The 18,189-nt window shown below is 43.8% G+C and carries 12 protein-coding genes, 1 tRNA gene and 1 pseudogene; 13 read left to right on the top strand and 1 reads right to left on the bottom strand.

Features of this window, described 5'->3' with window-relative positions; genetic code table 11:
• Positions 1 to 233: 233 nt before the first annotated feature.
• The 3 genes from hemH to ligA all read left to right on the top strand — a co-directional run bounded on the left by hemH (position 234) and on the right by ligA (position 4,221).
• Complete coding sequence (gene hemH / locus CEW93_RS08100) at positions 234 to 1,196, top strand: ferrochelatase (protein WP_089538460.1); 963 nt, start codon at positions 234 to 236, stop codon at positions 1,194 to 1,196.
• A gap of 96 nt (positions 1,197 to 1,292) precedes the next feature.
• Entirely contained in the window at positions 1,293 to 2,108 is an 816-nt protein-coding gene (locus tag CEW93_RS08095; protein WP_089538459.1) for a cell division protein ZipA C-terminal FtsZ-binding domain-containing protein, read from the top strand.
• A 79-nt stretch (positions 2,109 to 2,187) separates the two neighbouring features.
• Positions 2,188 to 4,221, top strand: a complete 2,034-nt coding sequence (ligA, locus tag CEW93_RS08090; RefSeq protein WP_089538458.1) for an NAD-dependent DNA ligase LigA — start codon at positions 2,188 to 2,190, stop codon at positions 4,219 to 4,221.
• A gap of 57 nt (positions 4,222 to 4,278) precedes the next feature.
• On the opposite strand, the gene CEW93_RS08085 is transcribed toward ligA, so the two are convergent.
• Entirely contained in the window at positions 4,279 to 4,755 is a 477-nt protein-coding gene (locus CEW93_RS08085; RefSeq protein ID WP_089538457.1) for a DUF302 domain-containing protein, read from the bottom strand.
• Between the two features lie 119 nt (positions 4,756 to 4,874).
• Between CEW93_RS08085 and CEW93_RS08080 the strand changes: the two genes are divergently transcribed.
• The 10 genes and pseudogenes from CEW93_RS08080 to rpoC all read left to right on the top strand — a co-directional run.
• Positions 4,875 to 5,777 (top strand): DMT family transporter, encoded by a 903-nt coding sequence (locus CEW93_RS08080; RefSeq protein ID WP_186727940.1) that lies wholly within the window; start codon positions 4,875 to 4,877, stop codon positions 5,775 to 5,777.
• Between the two features lie 82 nt (positions 5,778 to 5,859).
• Positions 5,860 to 5,935, top strand: a tRNA-Trp gene (locus CEW93_RS08075).
• 70 nt (positions 5,936 to 6,005) lie between these two features.
• On the top strand, positions 6,006 to 6,503 hold the full coding sequence (gene secE / locus CEW93_RS08070; protein WP_089538456.1) for a preprotein translocase subunit SecE: 498 nt from the start codon (positions 6,006 to 6,008) through the stop codon (positions 6,501 to 6,503).
• 36 nt (positions 6,504 to 6,539) lie between these two features.
• Positions 6,540 to 7,073, top strand: coding sequence for a transcription termination/antitermination protein NusG (gene nusG / locus CEW93_RS08065; protein WP_255504043.1), 534 nt, complete (start codon positions 6,540 to 6,542; stop codon positions 7,071 to 7,073).
• Positions 7,074 to 7,176: 103 nt separating this feature from the next.
• Complete coding sequence (gene rplK, locus CEW93_RS08060) at positions 7,177 to 7,608, top strand: 50S ribosomal protein L11 (protein WP_089538454.1); 432 nt, start codon at positions 7,177 to 7,179, stop codon at positions 7,606 to 7,608.
• Entirely contained in the window at positions 7,608 to 8,309 is a 702-nt protein-coding gene (rplA, locus tag CEW93_RS08055; RefSeq protein WP_089538453.1) for a 50S ribosomal protein L1, read from the top strand. Before rplK ends, rplA begins: the two co-directional genes overlap by 1 nt.
• 304 nt (positions 8,310 to 8,613) lie before the next feature.
• The gene (gene rplJ, locus CEW93_RS08050; protein WP_089538452.1) at positions 8,614 to 9,117 is read left to right on the top strand and encodes a 50S ribosomal protein L10; all 504 of its coding nucleotides are present in this window, start codon (positions 8,614 to 8,616) and stop codon (positions 9,115 to 9,117) included.
• Between the two features lie 58 nt (positions 9,118 to 9,175).
• Positions 9,176 to 9,544 (top strand): 50S ribosomal protein L7/L12, encoded by a 369-nt coding sequence (gene rplL, locus CEW93_RS08045; protein ID WP_089538451.1) that lies wholly within the window; start codon positions 9,176 to 9,178, stop codon positions 9,542 to 9,544.
• 321 nt (positions 9,545 to 9,865) lie between these two features.
• Positions 9,866 to 13,957 (top strand): DNA-directed RNA polymerase subunit beta, encoded by a 4,092-nt coding sequence (gene rpoB / locus CEW93_RS08040; protein WP_146416656.1) that lies wholly within the window; start codon positions 9,866 to 9,868, stop codon positions 13,955 to 13,957.
• 68 nt (positions 13,958 to 14,025) lie between these two features.
• Positions 14,026 to 18,109 (top strand): annotated as a pseudogene (gene rpoC, locus CEW93_RS08035) (DNA-directed RNA polymerase subunit beta'); the annotation flags it as partial.
• Positions 18,110 to 18,189 lie beyond the last annotated feature (80 nt).

The following is an 18,189-nucleotide window of genomic DNA, read 5'->3' as shown; positions in this document are numbered from 1 at the left end:
TCCTTGGTATCAGGACTTTTAACATAATGGGGCAATTTCGTGTGTTTATTGTATGTAAGCGTTTTGATAAATTCAATGACATTTGTGTTTAAGTGCACCAAGGGTGTTTTTATTGTCATCAATGGCAAAACTTGCGATAACCTGTATGACTTATCATGAAATTTTTATAAATCAACTGTTATTTTTGCCAAAAAATGCTAAACTAAACCATTTTTAGTAAATGATAACCAACCATGAAAACTGCCGTCATTCTTGTTAATTTGGGTACGCCAGATGAGCCTACACCCGCAGGTGTTCGCCGTTATTTGCGTGAGTTTTTGTCTGATACTCGGGTGATTGAAATCCCACCTTTTATTTGGCAAATTATCCTAAACTTATTTGTGCTGACCACTCGCCCTAAGCGTGTTGCTCATGCTTATCAAAGCGTGTGGACACAAGACGGCTCACCGCTTTTGGCGATTTTAAAAAAGCAAGCGGTTTTATTGCAAGAAAAACTTGCCCATGATGGCAAGCCTGTCGCTGTGTTTCCTGCCACCACCTATGGCAACCCAAACATCAAAGATGTCATGCAGCAGCTACAAGATAAAGGCTATGATGATTTGATTATTTTTTCATTATATCCACAGTACTCTGCCACGACCACAGGGGCGGTGTTTGATAAAGTGGCTCAGTATTGTATGAGTAAACGCAATATGCCTGCGGTGCAGTTTGTGCGTGATTATCATGACCACCCTTTATACATCAAGGCATTGGCACAAAGCATTCGTAATTTTTGGGCACAGCATGGACAAGCTGACCGTCTTTTGATGAGTTTTCATGGCATTCCTAAGCCCTATGCTGATAAAGGCGACCCTTATGCTGAGCAATGTCGCAAAACGGCGGTGTTGGTTGCCAGTGAGCTTGGGCTTGGCACACATGAATGGGCGATAAGTTTCCAGTCTCGTTTTGGGGCTCAGGAGTGGTTAAAACCCTATACTGATGAACTGCTTAGCGAATGGGGCAGTCAAGGCGTGTCTGTGCAGGTGTTAAGCCCTGCTTTTTCAGCAGACTGCTTGGAGACACTAGAAGAGCTGGCGGTAGAAAATCGTGATAATTTTATGAATGCAGGTGGCAAATCCTATCAATATATCCCTGCACTCAATAGCGATGAGCTGCATATTGAGCTGATGGCACAGATGGTGGGGCGGTATTTGTGATTTTGGCATGAAATTTCTAAATTGGTAGATGACGAAATCATGTGAGCGTGTTACACTATTAGCAATTTGAGTTAGATTAAAAGTAGAGTATTGGGCATGATAGATACGTTGATTATTGTCCTGATTGTTTTGGTGATGTTGGTGGGTATGTTTTTTATCATACAAATGCTACGCTCCAAAACTTATAAGGGTGATGATAAGTTTTTAGAATACAAGGACGAATTACCGATTTTACCCAGAGACCAACGAGCGACGCAGGAGACGCCAGTAGCGTCAGACACTCCCACCCAAAAGACCGAAGAACCTGATGCTTTGTCAAATTTGGCAATGGCGGTCAGTCAGATGGAGTTGCCTAAAGACGATGAAGCCAAAGATACACCCAAAAGTAAAGAAAACTTGGTGCATATGAGTAACGAATTTACTCAAAATTCGCCATTGCTTGACCGTCATTTGGACAAACAAAAGAATTTTGACCAAAATAACGACCCACTCTTAAATGCCAAAGATGCTGTTACACTACTTATCAGCCCTCGCCATAATGCCATTGGTTTATCAGGCAGAGAAGTGCTAGAAATCGCTCGTATCTATGGGCTAAAATATGGCGTGATGAATATGTATCATCGCTATGAACATGAAGACGGCTCAGGGGATTTGTGGTTTAGTATGCTTGGCATTGGGCGTGATGGCGTGCAAGATTTTGATTTAAATACGCTAACCGACCAGCGATTTAGGGGATTGTCGCTATTTTTGTCATTGCCACACCCACACGCTTTGCGTGGCTATAACACGATGGTGGCAACCGCTCGCCTGATTGCTAAGGATTTAAATGCCGATATTCATGATGAAGAAGGCTATATTTTTGATGATGCTTATTTTGAAAAATTGCGTTTGCAAGTACAAAATTATCAATAAACTAAGCAAATAAGATAAATGTCAAACCGTCGTTTAGGCGGTTTTTTAACCCTTAAATTTTATGTTGTAGAGAACTTTCATGAATACCCATGCCCAAATCGTCAGCCAAATGCGTCTGCTCATCACCACCTTAAAACGCCACAACCATGCTTATTATGTGCTTGATAACCCCACCATCACAGATGGTGAATATGACAGCTTGCGACAAGCACTTGTAAAATTAGAAACCGATTTTCCCCAATTAAAGCAAGCTGACAGCCCAACAGATGCCATAGGCGGTGAACCACTGCCTTTCTTTACTCAAATCACACATGATGTACCAATGCTGTCTTTGGGGAATGTTTTTGATAAAGATGACATGGCGAATTTTATCCGCCGTGTTAATGACCGCTTAGATGATAAAAATAAAAACCCCCAGTTTGAGATGGAGCTCAAACTTGATGGCTTGGCGGTGTCTTTAAAATATCGTCATGGCGTATTTGCCCAAGCGGTTACTCGTGGAGATGGGCAGGTGGGCGAAGACATCACGCATAATGTTCGTACCATTCGTAATTTGCCATTGGTGTTGCCTGATTGTATGCACATTGAGCTGATGGAAGTGCGTGGCGAAGTGCTGATGCCCAAGGCAGGATTTTTAAGACTAAATAAAGAACAACAAATGCGTGGTGAAAAGACCTTTGCCAATCCAAGAAACGCCGCCGCAGGGTCGCTTCGTCAGCTTGATAGTAATGTTGCTGCCACTCGCCCACTGGCATTTTATGGCTATTCGGTCAATCAGGGTCTGCCAAATGACATCACCACCCAAAGTGGGGCGATGAGTTTTTTGCAGTCGCAGGGCTTTGAAGTGTCGCCTTTTAAGGTGGTGGTGGATTTGGGAGAGATTGATGAGTTTTATAGGGCAACGATTGATGAACGAGATGAGTTGCCTTTTGAGATTGATGGCATGGTGGTCAAGGTAAATTCCTTGCAGCTACAAAACGATTTGGGTTTTTTAAGTCGTGAACCACGCTGGGCAACCGCTTATAAATTTCCTGCCACAACCGCCACCACTCGCCTGCTTGATGTGGAATGGCAAGTGGGGCGTACAGGACAGCTGACACCTGTGGGTAAACTTGACCCTGTTAATGTGGGGGGTGTTACGGTCAGTAATGTTACTTTGCATAATTTTGGTGAGATTGGGCGATTGGGTTTGATGATAGGTGATGTGGTGAGCGTACATCGGGCAGGCGATGTGATTCCCAAAGTGTCAGGCGTGATGATGCAGTTGCGTGATGAGACTGTTCGCCCAATCAGCTTGCCAACGGTTTGCCCTGTTTGTTCATCGCCTGTGGTGTTGCCAGAAGGTGAAGCGTTGGCACGCTGTATGGGTGGTTTGGTGTGTCAAGCCCAAGCCCAAGAAGCCCTAAAACATTTTGTTTCACGCAAAGCGATGGACATAGATGGGCTGGGCAGCCAATGGCTCATTAAGTTTTTTGAGATGGGGCTGATTAAGACGGTTGCTGACATTTATCGTTTGGCAGACAAAACCGAAATTTTGCAAAATTTAGAAGGCTTGGGCGAAAAATCAGTAGCAAATATGCTCTTAGCCATTGAAAAATCCAAAGCGACCAGCTTGCCACGTTTTATCTTTGCCCTTGGTATTCGTGGGGTGGGTGAGAGTACAGCACTTAATTTAGCCAAACATTTTGGTCAATTTGATAAATTGCAGACATCAAGTGTGGACGAGCTGTTAAAAGTGCCTGACATTGGTGAGATTACCGCCCAAAATATCCATGAGTTTTTTAATGCCCAGCATAATATTAATATTATCAATGATTTAATCAATCTGGGAGTGCATTGGCAAGCGGTGGTCAAAGATACCAATGCTGCCGTCTTAGATGGTCAAACATGGGTGGTAACAGGCACATTGTCGCTGATGGGGCGAGATGAAGCCAAGGCACATTTGCAAGGGTTGGGGGCGAAAGTCTCAGGCTCAGTATCTGCCAAAACAACGGCACTGCTGGCAGGCGAAAAGGCAGGCTCAAAACTAGATAAAGCCCATAGCCTTGGCGTCAAAGTGGTGCTAGAAGATGAGTTTTTGGCACTGCTGGCAGAACATGGCAGACAAATATGACAAATTGTTCATAAATTCATAAAATAAGCCCTAACTGATGGGGCTTATTGTTGCAGCTTATTTGATGGTGGCTTGTATCAGCTTTTCGGCGTTGGCAAGCGTTGTGGCAACTTCCGTGGGTGTGATTTGACTGCCTTTGATGAGCGTGTCAGCAGGAGTATAAATCACTTGTACTTGCCCATTGGTTTGAGTGATAAGTACCTTTAAGGGCAATTGTAAGGCAAAACTTGGGTCTTTTACCATCAAAGGCGTGCCAACTTTGGGGTTGCCAAAAATCAAAACGGTAGCAGGTTGCATATTGAGACCGTGGTCCTTGGCGGCTTGGGTGTGGTCAATGGTGGCAAAGATGGTCATGCCTTTGCTTTCAATGGTGGATTTTAGGCGATTTACCGTTGTGGTAAAGTCATAATTGCTAACCAGATGGGTGGTTTTTGGGGTGGCGGATATGGCGGTAGGTGCAGGATTGGCGATGTCTGGTGTGGCGGTGCAGGCACTGATAAGCAAAGTGGTCACAATGACATAAATACTTTTCATAATAACTCCCTAAGTTTGGCATGATGATAACAAAGATACTCAAAACATTATAACACAACCTTTTACCATAAAATTATGATTTATTTTTGGTTATTTTTGGCAAATTTTAGGAGTAATCAATGTCAGCTACCAAAATCAAACATACATCATCTGAGCTGATTTCTATGATAGGCTTGGTGCTAGGCTGTGTGCTGTTTGGGCTTGGTAGTTTGATAGTGGCTCATGTAGATGGCGTAGGTGCGTATGCCATGGCGTTTTGGCGACTGGCAATCTCAACGCTGATTTTTGTGATGCTTGCAAAAATATTTCATCAAAAATTCCCAACTTCTGGTCGTGCCATCGTGTTTGCACTCATCTCAGGCGGTGCGTTGGGGTTGGATTTGGCATTATGGCATGAAAGCATTTATGCAGTAGGACCGGGCATTTCTACTTTATTAAACAGTTTACAAATTTTCTTTTTGGCGTTGATTGCATTTGTTTGGTTCGGCGAAAAACAAAGTAAAATACAACTTGTTAGCCTTGCACTTGCCTCTGTTGGTGTGGGGCTGATAGCAAGTCCTGAATTGACACACAATTCTTTGGCGGTGTGGGGCTTTGTGTCTGGGATTTTATCAGGGGCGTTTTTGGCGGTGTCCATGTCTTTTGTGCGAAAAACACATGAAGTGGCAGACGTACCAATTTTCCCCATGATGAGTCTTGTGGGAGTGGGCGGTGCGGTTTTGCTGTTGCCATTGATGCTGATGTTTGATGGGGATAAACTTGCACCTGCAACACTGACTCAGTGGGGCTGGGTGTTGGTGTATGGGGCGGTCATGCAGTGCATGGCGTGGGGGCTGATTGCTTATTCTATCCCAAAAATTGCCCTATCTTTGACAGGACTTTTGCTGCTGTCCGAACCTGTGGCGGCATTATTGATTGATTATTTTTGGCTTGATAAAATGATAAATGTCATGCAATGGGGTGGGGCATTTTTGGTGATGTTTGCAATTTATTTGGGGTCTTTCAAGCCAAAAAATAAATAACTTTTAAGATTTTCGTATCAATAATAAAAAATTACTTGCAAAGTTTAAAAATATGTATATAATAGCAGTCCTTAGCACCCTTAGGCGACTGGCTCAATTGGTAGAGCAGCGGACTCCAAATCCGCAGGTTGGGGGTTCGAGTCCCTCGTCGCCTGCCATCTTCTATATTTTCCATATCATTCATCATTTTAATTGATAGCCGATTGATTATTGCAAGGCATTTTTTGCATGAGCGACAATAAAACCCCCAAGCAAGACAGCTTAGAGACCAAATTGGCAGATGCCAAAGCGGTTGCTCAGGATATGCTAAATAAGCGTCAAGCCGTCGTTGTGTCCGAAGAAAATGTCGTAGAAGTTGCCAAAACTCGCTCTGTCAAGGACATGGTGCTGTGGTTTTTGGCGATTGTGGCACTGATTAGCTCCACATTAATCTCTCAATATCTCCCAAAATATTGGGCGCCTGCCAGCAATGAAATCACGCAGTTTGCCATTACGGTTGGCTTGGCGGTATTTGCGTTGCTTTGTCTTGTCTTTACCCATCAAGGACGTGCTTTTAAGACTTTGTTAAAAGATGCAGGCATTGAGCTTCGCCGTGTAACATGGCCAACCAAAGAAGAGACGTTTCGTTACACTTGGCAAGTGCTTGTTGTGATGGTGATTGTGGGATTTTTTATTTGGGTGATTGACACCTTCTTTAATTATATACTTGGTTTTATTTTAAATTAGATTTTCATATCTTAATCATTTCTATTTTAGGAATACATCATGCGTTGGTATATCATTCAGGCATTTTCTGGTTATGAAAAACAGGTACAACGTGCCTTAATTGAGCGTATCAAAAGAAGTGAGCTGACCGAATATTTTGGCAATGTATTGGTGCCAACCGAAGAAGTCATAGAGATGAAAGATGGCAAAAAACGCACGGTAGAGCACAAATTGTTCCCAGGCTATGTCATGATTGAGATGGAAATGCGTGAAGATACTTGGCACGTTGTGAAAGATTGCCCAAATATTTCAGGCTTTATTGGTGGCACAAAAGACCAGCCTGCCCCCATCACAAAAGCAGAAGCTGACCGCATTTTAAATCGTATCAATAAAGGCAATGAAGCACCACGTCCTAAGACAATGTTTGAGCCAGGCGAAGAAGTGCTTATTATTGATGGGCCATTCACTGACTTTAAAGGTGAAGTCAAAAAAGTGGATTATGATAAATCTAAACTGACTTTGACGGTGAGCGTATTTAGTCGTCCTACCGAAGTAGAGCTTGAATTTAACAAGGTTGAAAAAACCATCTAAACGGTGTATAATATGCCATTTTTAGCTCCAAGCATGGTTTGGAGCGTTTATTGTGTTAATTGGGGAGCTATTTTAGCGTTTTACCCACCATCGGAGAGATATCATGGCAAAGAAGATTGATGGCTACATCAAGCTACAAGTGCCTGCTGGCAAAGCAAACCCTTCACCACCAATTGGACCTGCTTTGGGTCAAAAAGGTGTGAATATCATGGCATTTTGTAAAGAATTTAATGCCGCATCTGCTAATATGGAACCAGGTTTACCTGTGCCTGTGGTCATTACCGTATTTAGTGATAAATCATTCACCTTCATCATGAAGTCGCCACCTGCGGCGGTATTGCTACGCAAAGCGGCAGGTATTGCTAAGGGTTCTAGTGTGCCAAACAAAAACAAAGTGGGTACAGTTACTCGTGCTCAACTAGAAGAAATTGCCAAAACCAAAGAAGCAGATTTGACAGGTGCTGACCTAGAAGCAGCTGTTCGTACCATCGCAGGTACTGCTCGCTCAATGGGTATCAATGTGGAGGGTGTATAATGGCTAAGCTAACTAAACGCCAAAAACTTATCAACGAGCAAGTTGATAACAGTAAACTATACACCATTGAAGAAGCAGTAGCAATTTTAAACAGCTTGCCACCTGCCAAATTCAAAGAATCTATTGACATTGCCATTAATTTGGGTGTTGACCCACGTAAATCAGACCAAGTGGTTCGTGGTGCGACCAATCTACCTGCTGGTACTGGTAAAACCAAGCGTGTGGCAGTATTTGCCCAAGGTGCGGCCGCTGAGGCTGCCAAAGAAGCTGGTGCTGATGTGGTGGGCTTTGAAGACCTTGCCGAGAGCATTAAAGCAGGTAATTTAGACTTTGATGTGGTGATTGCTTCTCCTGATGCCATGCGTGTGGTTGGTCAGTTGGGTACCATCTTAGGTCCACGTGGTCTTATGCCAAACCCAAAAGTTGGTACGGTAACTGCCGATGTGGCAACTGCGGTAAAAAACACCAAGGCAGGTCAGGCTCAGTACCGTGTTGATAAAGCAGGTATTATTCATGCGTCTATCGGTCAAGTGGGCTTTACAGGCGAGCAAATTGAGCAAAACGCCACAGCTTTGCTTAATGACCTAAAACGTGCTAAGCCAGCAACTTCTAAGGGCATTTATATCAAGAAGATTACGCTATCTAGCACCATGGGTCCTGGTATTGCTATTGACCCTGTACCACATCGTGCCAACAAATAATTCCAAATAGGATTGGCGAAAAGTCATCAATATAAAATACTTGCATTTTGTGATTTTTCGCTTATAATGGTTAGGCTTTTATCAAGCGACCCGCCCTGCTTTGGTAGAAGATAAGATTTAAATTAGTTCAGCACAACGGGTTGTGCTGTCTAAGACCGTAGGTGTCAGTGATTATTCTTAAACATTGACCTAATTGATGAGTAAAATCATCAGCCTACGCAGACGGTGAAAGACTCGCCGTATTTCGGTGCAAATCTTTGGATTTGTAATTTCAATCACTTAGTGATAAATATGGAGACAACCCATGGCACTAAACCTTCAAGACAAACAAGCAATTGTTGCTGAGGTAAATGAAGCTGCCAAAGTTGCCCTGTCTGCTGTTGTTGCCGACTCTCGTGGTGTAACAGTAGCAAAGATGACTGAACTTCGTAAACAAGCTCGTCAGGCAAATGTTGAAGTGCGTATCGTGCGTAATACTCTATTACGCCGTGCTTTGGCTGATACAGATTTTGCTTGCATGAACGATGTTTTTGTTGGTCCTACTTTGATTGCATTCTCAAACGAACACCCCGGAGCTGCTGCTCGTTTGTTTAAAGAGTTTGCTAAGACCAATGACAAGTTTGAAATCAAAGGTGCAGCTTTTGAAGGCGAATTTATTGATGCAAAATCTATTGATAAACTCGCAACCCTACCTACTTACGACGAAGCAATTGCACGTCTGATGGGTACAATGAAAGAAGCGGCTGCTGGCAAATTGGCTCGCACACTGGCCGCTCTTCGCGACAAAATGGAAGCAGAAGCTGCTTAATCATAAAGCAGGTTTTCATTTTATTTTTAATCAAATTTTTATTTCATAGGAAATTGCTATGTCATTAACTAACGAACAAATCTTAGATGCCATTGCGGCAAAATCAGTCATGGAAATCGTTGAGCTTATCTCTGCGATGGAAGAAAAATTCGGTGTATCTGCTGCTGCTTTGGCGGCTGCTCCTGTTGCTAGCGATGCTCCTGCTGCTGAGGAAAAAGATGACTTTAACGTTGTTCTAACTGGCGGTGGCGACAAGAAAGTAGCAGTGATTAAAGTGGTACGTGAGGTAACTGGCTTAGGTCTAAAAGAAGCCAAAGACCTAGTTGAAGGTGCACCACAAACCCTCAAAGAAGGCGTTTCTAAAGCAGAAGCCGAAGAGCTTAAAAAGAAACTTGAAGAAGCTGGTGCTTCTGTTGAGCTTAAATAATTATAAGCAGGCAATTGCCTGTTGATAAAATTATTTTGCAAAAATCCGATGGTGTGCTTGCATTGTCGGATTTATTATTATATAATATAGAATTTGACATTTTGTGTTTGGTTCTAGGTCATAACACAATATCTACATGAATTCATGTGTCTTTATGCAAAATAACTTCATCGCTAAATCATAAATGATGGGCTAAATACTCAAAAGAGTGTTTGGCGATTTTTTGTTTTTGGTAGATTTTTAAAAAGCGATTCAATCGCTTTACTCATCTGGTCTCTGCTACGGTAGAGTGTCATCATATTGTTATTGTAAGGAATCCCAATGGCATATTCTTATACCGAAAAGAAACGCATTCGCAAAAGTTTTTCTAGACTGCCAGACGTTATGGACGTACCCTATTTGCTCGCCATTCAGGTGGATTCTTATGAGCAATTTTTGCAAGAACATAAAAAACCAAAGGCTCGTGCTAACGTTGGTTTACAAGCGGCATTTTCATCTATTTTTCCCATCACAAGCCACTCAGGCAATGCTGAGTTACAGTTTGTAGAGTATTATTTGGGCAAACCTGAATTTGATGAGCGTGAGTGCATCATGCGTGGCTCTACTTTTGCTGCTCCATTGCGTGTTAAGATTCGCTTAGTCATTAAGGATAAAGACAATAAAGCCACCATTAAAGACGTGCGTGAAAATGAAGTGTATATGGGTGAGATTCCACTCATGACCAACAATGGTACGTTTATTATTAATGGCACAGAACGTGTGATTGTTTCACAATTGCACCGCTCACCTGGCGTGTTTTTTGACCATGACAAGGGGCGTTCACATTCTAGCGGTAAAGTGCTTTATAATGCTCGCATCATTCCTTATCGTGGCTCATGGTTGGATTTTGAATTTGATGTAAAAGATTTGGTTTATGCTCGTATTGACCGCCGCCGTAAGCTGTTGGCAACCATCATCTTGCGTGCCATTGGCATGACGACCACTGACATTTTAAATACATTTTTTGAGACCATAGAAGTTTATAAAGGTGATGAATCTTTTGAAATTGAGCTGATTGCAGAGCGTTTGCAGGGGGAGATGGCTCAGTTTGATATTGTTTCACCAGAGGGCAAAACCATTGTGGAGCAAGGTCAGCGTATCAATGCTCGCCGTATCAAAGAGATTAAAGCGACAGGCATGACCAAACTTGCTGTACCTGATGAATATTTGTACGAGCGTGTTTTGGCAGAAGACATCATTGTACATGATGAGTTGATTGCTCGTGCAAACAGCTTGATTGACCATGAGCTTTTGGTGAAATTAAGCGAAAAAAACATCAAATCCTTTAAGATTTTGTTTACTAATGACATTGACCAAGGTACTTACATTGCAGATACTTTGCGTGCAGATGTGGTGAATAGCCGTGAAGAGGCATTGATTGAGATTTATAAAGTCATGCGTCCGGGTGAGCCGCCAACACTGGAAACCGCAGAAAAACTCTTTGAGCAGATGTTTTTTAGTCATGAGCGTTATGATTTATCAAATGTCGGTCGCATGAAATTTAACCGCCGTTTGGGGCGTGAATTTATTGAAAGTGATGACATTGATGTTCAGCGTGAACAAGGCGTGCTGTCCAAACAAGACATCATTGATGTGGTCAAAGAGCTGATTGAGATTCGTAATGGTCGTGGCGAGGTAGATGATATTGACCATTTGGGTAACCGCCGCATTCGCTCAGTAGGCGAGATGACCGAAAATCAGTTTCGTATTGGCTTGGCTCGTGTGGAGCGCGCTGTCAAAGAGCGTTTAAGTTTGGCGGATTCTGATAATCTGCAACCACAAGACTTGATTAACTCTAAACCTATTGTGGCATCTATTAAAGAGTTTTTTGGTGCAAGCCAGCTGTCTCAGTTTATGGACCAAAACAACCCATTATCAGAGATTACTCATAAACGCCGCGTCTCAGCACTCGGCCCGGGTGGTTTGACTCGTGAGCGTGCAGGTTTTGAGGTGCGAGATGTACACGCCACCCATTATGGTCGTGTCTGTCCGATTGAAACGCCCGAAGGTCCAAACATTGGTTTGATTAACTCTTTGGCGGTATTTGCTAAGACCAATAATTTTGGCTTTTTAGAAACGCCTTATCGCCGTGTTGTGGACGGTAAAGTAACTGACGACATTGAATATATGTCTGCCATTGAAGAGGTGGGTGCGGTGATTGCACAGGCAGACTCACCCATGAATGATAAAGGTGAGCTGACTGACCCAATGGTGATGGTACGTTATCAAGGTGATTCGGTACGCATGAGTCCTGATAAAGTAACACATATGGACGTATCACCACGCCAAGTGGTGTCGGTGGCAGCCAGTTTGATTCCGTTTTTGGAGCATGATGATGCTAACCGTGCATTGATGGGGTCAAACATGCAACGTCAAGCTGTACCAACTTTGCGTAGCGATAAGCCCTTGGTGGGTACAGGTATGGAGCGTCATGTCGCACGAGATAGTGGTGTGTGCGTGGTCGCCAAGCGTGGTGGTGTGATTGATGAGGTGGATGCCAGCCGTATTATTGTGCGTGTCAATGAAGATGAGATGGTGGCAGGTGAAGCAGGTATTGATATTTATAATCTGATTAAATATACCCGTTCTAATCAAAACACTTGTATCAACCAACGTGTGATTGTCAATACAGGTGATGTGATTGCTCGTGGCGATATTTTGGCGGATGGGCCTTCAACCGACTTAGGTGAGCTTGCTTTGGGTCAAAACATGCGTGTGGCATTCATGCCATGGAATGGATATAACTTTGAAGACTCCATTTTACTATCTGAGCGTGTGGTACAAGAAGACCGCTTTACCACCATTCATATTCAAGAGCTGACTTGTGTGGCTCGTGATACCAAACTTGGCTCAGAAGAGATTACAGGCGACATTCCAAACGTGGGTGAGGCCGCTCTTGCTAATCTTGACGAAGCAGGCATTGTCTATATTGGGGCAGAAGTGGACGCAGGTGATATTTTGGTGGGCAAGGTTACCCCCAAAGGTGAAAGTCAACTTACCCCAGAAGAAAAGCTGCTTCGTGCCATTTTTGGTGAAAAAGCTGCCGATGTGAAAGACACGTCTTTGCGTGTGCCATCATCTACCAAAGGTACGGTAATTGATGTGCAAGTATTCACGCGTGATGGTTTAGAAAAAGACAGTCGTGCCAAAGCGATTGAAAAAGCTATGCTCGATGATTATCGCAAAGACTTAAAAGAAGAGTTGGTGATTTTTGAAGCGGCGGCTCGCAGTCGTGTGATTGCGTTGCTGGCAGGTCAAAAGGTCAGTGGCGGTGCAGGCTTTAAGGCAGGTACGGTGCTAGATACAGCCGACCTTGATGGCTTGCCTTTGGACAGATTGTTTGACATTCAGCCTGCCGAAGAAGAAATTTCAGAGCGTTTAACGCAAATTGCTGAATTTTTGACCGATAAACAAAAAGACATTGATGAGAAATTTGCCAACAAAAAACGCAAGCTGACCGCAGGCGATGACTTACCACATGGTGTGCAAAAAGTTGTCAAGGTGTATTTGGCGGTCAAACGTCGCATTCAGCCTGGGGATAAAATGGCAGGTCGTCATGGTAATAAAGGGGTGGTTTCTCGCATCATGCCCGTAGAAGACATGCCTTATGACGAAAATGGCAATCCTGTGGACATCGTGCTAAACCCACTTGGCGTACCATCGCGTATGAATATCGGTCAGGTGTTGGAGACGCATCTTGGCATGGCGGCTCGCGGTTTGGGCGATAAGATTAATCACATGTTGCGTTCGCAGGTGGCAGTTGCTGAGCTGCGTGAATTTTTAGATAAAATTTACAATAAAGTCGGCGGTGAGCAGGTAGATTTGGACAGCTTATCTGATGAAGACATTTTAAACATGGCTCAAAACTTGCGTGCTGGTGTGCCAATGGGAACGGCGGTATTTGATGGGGCAAAAGAAACCCAAATCAAAGAATTGCTTGAATTGGCAGGGTTGGACAAATCAGGTCAGCAGACTTTGTATGATGGACGTACGGGCAAAAAGTTTGACCGTCCCGTAACGGTGGGCTATATGTACATGCTCAAACTCAACCACTTGGTTGATGACAAAATGCACGCCCGTTCAACGGGTTCGTACAGCCTTGTTACTCAGCAGCCACTTGGTGGTAAAGCTCAGTTTGGTGGTCAGCGTTTTGGTGAGATGGAAGTTTGGGCATTAGAAGCCTATGGTGCTACTTACACCTTGCAAGAAATGCTGACGGTCAAATCAGACGATGTGGAAGGTCGTACCCGTATGTATAAAAACATTGTGGATGGCGAGCAATACATGAATCCGGGTATGCCTGAGTCCTTTAACGTATTGACCAAAGAGATTCGCTCATTGGGTATTAACATTGACCTAAAAGACAAAAAGTAAGTGCTGTAACCTGCCTGCCAATAGGTGGGCAGGACATAAATTCAATTAAAAAACTGCGGAGAAAACAGTTGAAAGATTTATTAGACATCATGAAAAATCCTGCCGATAACGGCATGAAAGAATTTGACAGCATTCAGATTTCGCTTGCCAGCCCTGATGTGATTAAATCATGGTCGCATGGTGAAGTTAAAAAACCTGAAACCATTAACTATCGTACCTTTAAACCTGAACGTGATGGTTTATTTTGTGCCAAAATCTTTGGTCCTGTTAAGGACTTTGAGTGTTTGTGTGGTAAATACAAACGCCGTAAATTCCAAGGCATTATTTGTGAAAAATGTGGCGTAGAGGTTACTGCTGCCAAGGTTCGACGTGAACGCATGGGGCATATTGAGCTTGCCAGTCCTGTGGCTCATATTTGGTTTTTGAAATCTTTGCCAAGCCGTATTGGCTTGCTGCTTGATATTACTTTGCGTGATATTGAGCGTGTGCTATATTTTGAAAGCTATATCGTTACTGACCCTGGTATGACTGCTCTTGAAAAGTATCAACTGCTAGATGATGAGCAATATTTTAACGCCTTAGAGCAGTACGGTGATGAATTTATTGCCAAAATGGGCGCAGAAGCGGTTCAAGATTTGCTCAAAGACATTGATGTAGATGGCGAGATTGATGAGCTGCGTGCTGAGATTCCGCAAACCAGCTCAGAAACCAAGCTTAAAAAGATGTCTAAACGTTTAAAATTATTGGAATCTTTTAGAGATTCTGGTAATAAACCTGAATGGATGGTGATGACGGTGTTGCCTGTGTTGCCACCAGATTTGCGTCCGCTCGTGCCACTAGAAGGCGGTCGTTTTGCCACATCGGATTTAAATGACCTGTATCGCCGTGTTATTAACCGCAATAACCGTTTAAAGCGTTTGTTGGAATTAAACGCCCCTGACATCATTGTACGTAATGAAAAACGTATGTTGCAAGAAGCGGTTGATGCACTGCTTGACAATGGTCGCCGCGGTCGTGCCATCACAGGTTCAAATAAGCGCCCTTTAAAATCTTTGGCAGACATGATTAAAGGTAAACAAGGTCGTTTCCGTCAAAACCTATTGGGTAAACGTGTGGATTACTCAGGGCGTTCAGTGATTGTGGTAGGTCCTACGCTACGTTTGCACCAATGTGGTTTGCCCAAAAAAATGGCATTAGAGCTGTTTAAGCCGTTTACCTATGCCAAACTTTTGCAAAACAACATCGCCCAAACCATCAAGGCTGCCAAAAAGATGGTAGAGCGTGAAGACCCTGTGGTTTGGGACATGCTTGCCAGCGTGATTCGTGAACATCCTGTACTGCTCAACCGTGCACCAACACTTCACCGTTTGGGTTTGCAAGCTTTTGAACCTGTGATGATTGAAGGTAAAGCCATTCAGCTTCACCCATTGGTATGTGCGGCATTTAACGCTGACTTTGACGGCGACCAAATGGCGGTGCACGTGCCTTTGACCTTAGAGGCTCAACTTGAAGCTCGTGCTTTAATGATGTCCACCAACAACATCTTATCACCTGCAAACGGTGAGCCGATTATTGTGCCGTCTCAAGACGTGGTTTTGGGTCTGTACTACATCAGCCGTAGCCACATCAATGCCAAAGGTGAAGGCATGATATTTAGCACGGTCAATGAAGCATTGCGTGCCATTGGTTCTGATGATTTATCAGTCAATGCCAAAATCAAAGTGCGTGTTAAAGAAGTAACATTTGATGATGCCACAGGTGAAAAAATCACCAAAACCAGCATTTATGATACGGTAGCAGGTCGTTTGTTGATTTGGAACATCATGCCAGATGGCATGGCATTTGAAGAATGCAACAAAGAGATGACCAAAAAGAACATCTCTAAGCTACTAAACTCTTGTTATCGCAAACTGGGCGTCAAAGAGTCGGTGCTGTTTGCTGATCATTTGATGTATTTAGGATTTGCCCAAGCAACCTTGTCAGGCATCTCTATTGGCATGGAGGACATGGTCATTCCACCTACCAAAAAAGACATCATGGACAGTGCTGATGCCGAAGTGCGTGAGATTGAGCAGCAGTTTGAAGGTGGTTTTGTAACTGCGGGCGAACGTTACAACAAAGTGGTGGACATTTGGTCTCGTACTTCTGATAAAATCGCCAATGCGATGATGGATAACTTGTCCACTGATGAAGTGGTGAATGCCAAAGGTGAGCTTGAACGTGAAAAGTCGTTTAACTCCATCTATATGATGGCAGACTCAGGAGCTCGTGGTAGTGCCACACAGATTCGTCAGCTTGCGGGTATGCGTGGTTTGATGGCAAAACCTGATGGCTCTATCATTGAAACCCCGATTAAAGCAAACTTCCGTGAAGGTCTGTCGGTGTTGCAGTACTTTATCTCAACCCACGGTGCTCGTAAAGGTTTGGCTGATACTGCCTTAAAAACTGCCAACTCAGGTTATCTGACTCGTCGTTTGGTGGACGTGGCACAAGACTTGGTGATTACCCATGATGACTGTGGCACAAGTGCAGGACAACTGATGACCCCCGTGATTAATGGTGGCGAGATTGTGGAGCGTTTGGGCGACCGTGTTTTGGGTCGTGTTACTGCCAAAGACGTGGTTAATCATGATGGTGAGGTGATTATTTCTGCCAATACATTGATTGATGAGCGTTTGGTGGAGCTGTTGGATAAAAATGCCATTGATGAAGTGTATGTACGTTCGGTCATCACTTGTGAATCTCATCATGGCGTGTGTGCCAAGTGTTATGGTCGTGATTTGGCTCGTGGGCATTTGGTTAATATTGGTGAGTCTGTTGGTGTCATGGCAGCCCAGTCTATTGGTGAGCCAGGTACTCAGCTAACCATGCGTACTTTCCACGTTGGTGGGGCAGCAAGCTCTGCTACCGTTGATAATAGTGTGTCTGTGGGCAATGCGGGTACAATACGTTTTCGTAACATGAAAACCGTAGAACACGCCAGTGGTCATTTGGTGGTGGTGTCTCGTTCAGCAGAGATTGGTGTGATTGATACCCAAGGTCGTGAACGTGAACGCTATAAAGTACCTTATGGCTCTAATGTTTCGGTGCGTGATGGTGCAGAAGTTAATACAGGTGACGTGGTTGCCAAATGGGACCCACACACCCACCCAATCATTACAGAAGTTTCAGGTGTGGCAAGATTTAGCGACATCACAGATGGTATGACTGCCACTGTCAAAGTGGATGAAACCACAGGCATGAGCTCATTTGAAATATTAGCCCCCAAAGACCGACCTGGTATTGCCAAAGATGCACGTCCTGCCATTGTGTTGGATACTGATGAGGGTAAAGAAGTGGTGTATTTCTTGCCTGCTGAAACGGTAATTCGTGTGTCAGAAGGTGATACGGTTACCGCAGGTTCGGTGCTTGGTCGTGTGCCACAAGCCACATCAGGCACAAAAGATATCACCGGTGGTTTGCCACGTGTGGCTGACTTGTTTGAAGCACGTAAACCAAAAGACCATGCCATCATGGCGGAGATGAGTGGTGTGGTAAGTTTTGGTAAAGAAACCAAAGGCAAAAATCGCTTTATCATTACAGATGAAGATGGTAACGTCCACGAAGAGCTTATTCCAAAATGGCGTCAAATCAACGTCTTTGAAGGTGAAACAGTGGAGCGTGGTGAAGTGGTTTCTGATGGACCACAAAATCCGCATGACATCTTGCGTCTTAGAGGTGAGACGGCTTTGGCAAATTATGTGGTCAATGAAGTCCAAGAGGTCTATCGTTTGCAGGGCGTAAAAATCAACGATAAGCACATTGAAGTGATTTTACGTCAAATGCTACGCAAAGTAGAAATTACTGATGGCGGTGATTCTAACTACTTTAAAGGCGACCAAGCTGAATTTAATAAAATTCGTGAAGTTAATGCCAAACTTATCGCTGATAATAAGTTCCCTGTGCAGTATGAACGTCAGCTATTGGGCATTACCAAAGCCAGTCTTGCTACTGAGAGCTTTATCTCGGCGGCATCTTTCCAAGAGACCACGCGTGTCTTGACCGCAGCAGCAGTGATGGGCAAGGTGGACGATTTGACAGGTCTTAAAGAGAATGTGGTGGTTGGTCGTCTAATTCCCGCAGGTACAGGCTTGGCATATCACCAGAACCGTCAGCGTCAGGCAAATAGCCAAATTCAGGCAATGACTGATGAGCTATTGTCTGTGAATCAGCAAAATACTGATGATTTTGCC

The organism is Moraxella sp. VT-16-12 (assembly GCF_002224245.2).
Lineage (GTDB): Bacteria > Pseudomonadota > Gammaproteobacteria > Pseudomonadales > Moraxellaceae > Moraxella.
The sequence above is the reverse complement of the archived record's forward strand: the minus strand, read 5'-3'. Positions and strand labels throughout refer to the sequence as shown.